4 protein-coding genes and 1 pseudogene are annotated in these 6620 nt (G+C 36.7%); 2 read left to right on the forward strand and 3 right to left on the reverse strand.

The window, feature by feature from the left end; genetic code table 11:
- Positions 1 to 104 precede the first annotated feature (104 nt).
- Together rimK and IR213_RS11135 are read left to right on the forward strand one after the other, a co-directional pair.
- Complete coding sequence (gene rimK / locus IR213_RS11130) at positions 105 to 1475, forward strand: 30S ribosomal protein S6--L-glutamate ligase (protein WP_194312393.1); 1371 nt, start codon at positions 105 to 107, stop codon at positions 1473 to 1475.
- A gap of 69 nt (positions 1476 to 1544) precedes the next feature.
- On the forward strand, positions 1545 to 2054 hold the full coding sequence (locus IR213_RS11135; protein ID WP_194312394.1) for a DUF421 domain-containing protein: 510 nt from the start codon (positions 1545 to 1547) through the stop codon (positions 2052 to 2054).
- Between the two features lie 81 nt (positions 2055 to 2135).
- Here the strand turns inward: IR213_RS11135 and IR213_RS11140 are convergent, their stop codons facing one another.
- The 3 genes and pseudogenes from IR213_RS11140 to IR213_RS16350 all read right to left on the reverse strand — a co-directional run.
- A complete protein-coding gene (locus tag IR213_RS11140; RefSeq protein WP_194312395.1) occupies positions 2136 to 3278 on the reverse strand; it encodes a T9SS type A sorting domain-containing protein in 1143 nt (380 codons plus the stop codon).
- A 462-nt stretch (positions 3279 to 3740) separates the two neighbouring features.
- Positions 3741 to 6245: a heavy metal translocating P-type ATPase gene (locus IR213_RS11145; RefSeq protein WP_194312396.1), complete on the reverse strand. Its 2505-nt coding sequence runs from the start codon at positions 6243 to 6245 to the stop codon at positions 3741 to 3743.
- A gap of 266 nt (positions 6246 to 6511) precedes the next feature.
- Positions 6512 to 6620, reverse strand: a pseudogene (locus IR213_RS16350) (IS5 family transposase); the annotation flags it as partial.

Raw genomic sequence — 6620 nt, forward strand, 5'->3', positions numbered from 1 at the left:
TTTTTTGCTCTTACTTACCCAATATTTAATGATAATTTAATATTCATAATCCTTTTTTTCAATATATATTTACACCTGAATTATTCATTCTTGAAAATTGATTTATGTTACAAACCAAAATTATACTGGGCAGTGAGGAATGGTGTTCCTTTCCTGAATTAGGAATTCCTGCTATCAAGGCAAGAGTTGATTCAGGAGCAAAAACATCTGCGCTTCACGCCAAAAATATTGCTCCATTTATTAAAGACGGACAAAATTGGGTCAAATTTGATATCAATCCAATCCAAAATAATGTCAAAACAATTATCCACTGTGAAGCACCATTGGTTGATAAAAGAGTGGTAAAAAGTTCTAGCGGTTTTCGAGAGGAACGTTATGTAATTCAGACCAATCTTGAAATTGGCAATACAAATTGGGGTATCGAAATGACTTTGACGAATCGGGATTCCATGGGTTTCCGGATGTTGTTGGGTCGCGAAGCCATGAGCGGCAGGGTTTTGGTCGATCCTGAACAACAATATCTTTTAGGGCAACCCACCACCGATAATTTAAGGGACGTATATAAAAATTCCGTTAAAATAAGTTCCGGTTTGCGCATCGGACTGTTGGCCAGCAATCCAGAGTTGTACAGCAATAAGCGTATTATGGAAGCCGGTGAGATGCGGGGACACGAAATGCACTTTTTGAATATCAAGGAATGTTATATGAAACTGGATGCCAAAACACCAGAAATTCATTATCGTGGTGGTATAATACTGAATAAATTTGACGCAATTATCCCAAGAATTCGCCCTAGCATTACCTTTTATGGTTGCGCTTTGACCAGACAGTTCGAAGCTTTAAATGTTTTTTGTTTGAATTCTTCAACAGCAATAACGCAATCACGGGACAAATTATTTTCGCTCCAATTGCTTTTGCAAAGCGGAATTGATATTCCTACAACGGGTTTTGCAAACTCGCCTTTGGACACCGACGACTTGATAAAAATGGTAGGAGGTCCGCCTTTAATCGTAAAACTACTCGAAGGAACCCAAGGAAAAGGAGTCGTTTTGGCCGAAACTAGAAAAGCGGCAGAAAGCGTTATAAACGCCTTCAAAAGCTTGAATGCCAATATTTTGGTTCAGGAATTTATAAAGGAAGCCAACGGAAAAGACCTTCGTTTGTTTGTGGTTGACGGAAAAGTCGTGGCTACCATTCAGCGCGAAGCCATGCCGGGCGAATTCCGCGCCAACATTCATCTTGGAGGGACAGCATCGGTTATAAAACCCACAGCCGAAGAGAAGAAAATTGCCATTCGTGCCGCCAAAGCCATGGATTTAAAAGTCGCAGGCGTTGATATTATCCGCTCTTCAAAAGGACCTTTATTGCTCGAGGTAAACTCTTCACCAGGATTAGAGGGAATAGAAGGCGCCACAAACAAAGATATTGCCGGTGAAATGATAGCCGCTATCGAAAAGAATTTTAAATTGAAATAACTCTTTTTTTGTAAAGAAAGTTGCTGTCTCCCTGAGCTTGTCGAAGGACTAAACTTTAAACAAATAATTATGAATGAATATTTTGATATTATAATTCGTAGCGCATCCGTTTATCTTTTTATGCTAGTGGCATTAAGGATTTTTGGCAAGAAAGAATTATCCCAACTCAATACCGCCGACGTAATTTTGATTTTGCTCATAAGCAACTCGGTTCAAAACGCAATGGTAGGAAATAACACCAGTCTTTGGGGTGGTTTGGCGGCTGCCATAGTACTTTTTGCCATCAATTTTGGATTAAAAAAACTTATGTATAAATCCAAAATATTTAGTGACTTTATGCAGGAAAAACCAGGGATTTTAATCCACGACGGTAATTTGGATTTCGAAATATTAAGCAAACTAAACATCACTTCCGATGAACTAAAAGAAGCCATAAGGGAACATGGAATAGAACATTTTTCGGATGTGAAATTGGCAATGATGGAAATTGACGGCAACATCAGCATCATTTCCGGCGAAAAAAACCTTCGGCAAACTCATTATAAAAGGTTAAAACGAAGTAAAAAAACTATGGGATAGCTTCCATTTTTTTACTACAAATAGCTATTGATTCCAAAAAAAGTATTTAAAGTCAAAACCGCTTACTTTTATTAATGCAATTTATTGCTTAACCATTTTAATGGTTTGGTTCTTATTTTGTCCCATTTGGATAAAATAAACACCACAGGCCAATTGGTTAATATCAATTACAGTCTCTGTATCATTGATGGTGCCATTCAATAATTGTCGGCCTGTCGAATCAGTGACCAAATATTTTAAACCCAGACTAATGTCATTGGTTTTAATCGTAATCCTGTCCTGAGCAGGATTTGGATAGATAGCGAAACTTTTTTCAAAAACAGGCTCTTTAACTGACAATGTACCATAAGTAAAGGTCATCTTGGAATCATTTATCCAAACGGTATTGATATCATCCCAATTTTGGGAAAGAATCTCTATAGGATTTCCATCTCCATTATTGATAATATAGGATTGAGTGTCATTTTTCCAGCTAGCTGTTATCCAGTTTTGGGATAGCAAATGTGTCAAATAGCCACTGCCATCATAGTCATAGGCATCCTTAGAAACGTTTTCCCAAATAGTACCAGTCCATTTTTCAGAGACTGATACAATTGGTTTAGTACCATTATAAGTATAAGTTGTTCTATTGGCATCATTCCAAGCAGAAACATTCCAATTTTGTGTTACAACTTGGTTCACAGTTCCGTCAGGATTATTGGTATAAAAGGATTGGGATGAGTTTTTCCATGAAGAAATAAAATCCCAAGTTTGCAATAGACTATTGATCAAATATCCGCTGCCATCATAAGTATTGGTTTGTTTAAAAAAAGACATCCAAACGGGATCAAACCAGATTTCGGATTCTGAAGTGAGTACTTTTTTATCACCATTGTAAGTATAAGTGACTCTATGAAAATTATCCCATGTGCTGCTTCCTGCATTCCATGATTGAGAAATAGATTGATGTACAGTTCCATCAGGATTATTGGTATAGTCATTTTGAAGATAATCCTTCCAGGAAGTATCCCAATTTTGGGTCAAATCATGAATTAAATAATCGCTGTTATCATAGGTATACAGGGTCTGAATAACGTTTTCCCAAGATTCGTTTTTCCAAGTTTGCAAAAGGCTTGTCTGGATTTTTTGACTGTGTAAATTTAAACTGAATAGGAAACAAATAAAAAATTGTAGAACGGTTCCAAAATTGTTTTTGCTCCTCCCGAAAGTAAATTGTGCTTTCATTTTTGATTAATTTAAAGTTCTCAAGCTTTTTCTAATCTGTAGTATCTTTTTTTAAAAGGTAATGACATCCACATCTATTTTGTGGTTTCGATTCTGGAGCTTGAAACCGGACAATCTTTATACTGCCTGTTGCTTTTTGAAGTCCATTATTTTTGACACCATCGGGCAACAACAGCTATCCCATTATTTATAGCTTAAAATGATTAATTAGCCTATTCAAAGATAATAAATTATCGTCTCAATAACAATTATAAGTAACTGATTTTTAATTATTTAAAAATAAAATATTAATTTTATAATAACATAATAAATTTGTAAAGAAAGAAGATCAGACTATATCGAGCACATTATTATCAAAATTAATTATAAATTTGTCCAAACTTTTGGGTGCAGTCTAGAATCTGTGATAATCTGTGGCAAAAAAACCAAGCAGTGTGCTTCGAGAAATTAAAACTATAAAGATTAAAGTTTCAGCTTCCTTAGTCGCAATGAATTTACAATCACGGAAACCGAACTAAAACTCATTGCTGCAGCCGCAATCATTGGAGATAATAAAATTCCAAAAACGGGGTACAAAACTCCCGCTGCAACCGAAATCCCAAATACATTGTAAATAAAGGCAAAAAACAAATTCTGTTTGATGTTCCGCATCACGGCATGACTCAAGTTTCTGGCTTTCACAATACCTTGCAAATCTCCTTTTACCAAAGTAATTTTGGCACTTTTAATCGCCACATCTGTTCCCGTTCCCATGGCAATTCCTATGTTGGCTTGCGCCAAAGCTGGAGCATCGTTGATTCCGTCGCCAGCCATTGCCACAATTTTTCCTTCGGCTTGCAAGCGTTTGATTTCTCTGAGTTTATCTTCGGGTAAACAATTGGCAATAAAACCAGTTAAATGCAATTCGTCGGCGACCGCTTTTGCAGTATTTTCATTATCGCCTGTAATTATAATTACTTCAACACCTTGCCTCATTAATTCTTTGATAGCAGCAACACTCGTTGGTTTTATTTTATCAGAAATCGACACAAAACCAACAGCAATTCCATCGACTGCAATATAAGAAACTGTTTTTCCTAACTTTTGTTCAGCACTAATTTTAGTTTCTAAATCGTCCGAAACATTGACGTTTACTTGCTCCATCAGTTTCTCGTTTCCCAAAGCGACTTTTTTATTGGCTACTGTTCCAATAACGCCTTTACCTGAAATGGCTTCGAAATCCTTCACTTCTATTAAAGAAATAGTTGCGGATTTAGCATAATTGACCACGGCTTGCGCCAAAGGGTGTTCGCTATATTGGTTCAAAGAAGCGATGCTTTGCAACAAATTATCGACTTCACTATTCACGGAATATACTTTTTCTACCGAAGGTTTTCCTTCCGTAATGGTTCCGGTTTTGTCCGTTATCAGAACATTTACCTTGTTCATATTTTCCAAAGCTTCTGCATTTTTGATTAAAACTCCCGATTGTGCGCCCTTGCCTACTCCAACCATAACCGACATTGGTGTGGCCAATCCCAAAGCACACGGACAAGCAATAATCAAAACGGCAATCGCATTGATAAATCCATAAACAACGGCGGGTTCGGGGCCAAATTTAGACCAGATTATAAAGGTCAATGCAGAAATAATGACCACAGTGGGCACAAAAAATTTGGCAATACTGTCGGCTAGTTTCTGGATGGGTGCTCTCGAACGACTGGCATCATTGACCATTTGCATAATTTGCGAAAGCAAGGTTTCCGAACCTACTTTTTCGGCAATCATCACAAAGGATTTGTTGCCGTTAATCGTTCCCGCAATAACAGTATCTCCAATCGTTTTATCAACAGGAATAGGCTCTCCCGAAATCATAGCTTCGTCTATCGTACTTTCGCCATTAGTTATTTTTCCGTCCACCGGGATTTTCTCTCCGGGTTTCACGCGCAGTAAATTACCTTTCTTGATGTCGTTAATCGAGATGACTTTGTCTTTTCCGTCAATAATCAATGTAGCCTCGATAGGAGCAAGTTTTAACAATTCTTTTATGGCTTTATTTGTTTGTCCGTGAGCTTTGGCTTCCATCAATTGCCCCAATAAAACCAAGGTCAATATCACGACGGTAGCCTCAAAATAAAGTGAAACAGCTCCGTGATGCTTGAATTCATTTGGAAAATAATCAGGAAATAATAATCCCGCAATGCTGAATAAAAAAGCAATTCCGGTTCCAATTCCAATCAGCGTAAACATATTAAGATTCCAACTGATGATGGATTTCCAGGCACGCAGAAAAAACATCCAGCCGGCATAAAAAACCACGGGAAGTGACAAGATAAATTGAACCCAATTCCAATCATTTATTCCTAATAGCTTCAACAATGGATTGTTAGGAAACATTAAAGTCATTGAAATAATAAAAACGGGAATGGTGAAAACAAGCGCAATTTTCATTTTACGCATTAAGTCAGTATAAGCTGTGTTTTCTTCCTCGTCAACTGGTTTCATTGGAACCAAATCCATCCCGCAAATAGGACAATCTCCGTGTTGATCCTGGGCAATTTCGGGATGCATCAGACAAGTATAAGCTATTTTACTGGCATTTAAATCTGGTGCTTTGACTAAATCCATTCCGCAAACGGGACAATCTCCAGCTTTGTCATAGACTTTCTCTCCTTCGCAAAACATGGGGCAATAATATTTTCCCGAAGCGCTAGCGGGCAAAGCCATGGTATTCATATCGCTTGATATTGGAATACTATAAAGGGAATTCTCAAATGCAACATCGCTTTCACTGATAATATAGTTTCCTGCGGCGTATAAAGCTTTTTGGAGTTTAAAAATGGGAACTTTTTTATTGGTCGTAAGGGTTACAACTGGCGGTTCTAAAGAAACCGAGGCTTCCACTCCATCTATTTCGTTCAAGGCTTTTTCGACTTTGGTACGGCAGCCGTTGCAGGACATTCCGGTGATGATATAGGTGTGAGTCATTTTTTTGATATGAGGTTCAAATTTACGAAATTCTGTTGAGTGAAATTAGTGCTATTTCAATAACTTTAATAAGAGAACAGGAATACCATTCTTCAAATAAAAACAGATGCATCAGGTTAATAAAACAACTTGGTTAGGAAAATTTTTCAAATCATAATAGAATAAATTTAATTCCTATATATTTTTTAAACAAAAAATATATAGGAATAACATAAAAGATATATAGAAAAAAAATATAAAGGTATAATTTTTTTAATAGAAGTGATTTAAACTTTTATTTTATTGAATTTTTTTAGGGCAATTACGATGAACGCCAAATAATTAAAGCCCAGCCAACTTGCCACTGTTGTGTCGAATCTATTTAATAAAGATCTA

The sequence above is a fragment of the Flavobacterium soyangense genome (assembly GCF_015277675.1).
In the GTDB taxonomy this organism is placed as follows: Bacteria; Bacteroidota; Bacteroidia; order Flavobacteriales; family Flavobacteriaceae; genus Flavobacterium; species Flavobacterium soyangense.

Excerpts from the sequence above, each read along its gene's own strand:
- rimK (WP_194312393.1), top strand. The coding sequence starts at position 105 with ATGTTACAAACCAAAATTATACTGGGCAGTGAGGAATGGTGTTCCTTT.
- IR213_RS11135 (WP_194312394.1), top strand. The coding sequence starts at position 1,545 with ATGAATGAATATTTTGATATTATAATTCGTAGCGCATCCGTTTATCTT.
- IR213_RS11145 (WP_194312396.1), bottom strand. The coding sequence starts at position 6,245 with ATGACTCACACCTATATCATCACCGGAATGTCCTGCAACGGCTGCCGT.
- IR213_RS11140 (WP_194312395.1), bottom strand. The coding sequence starts at position 3,278 with ATGAAAGCACAATTTACTTTCGGGAGGAGCAAAAACAATTTTGGAACC.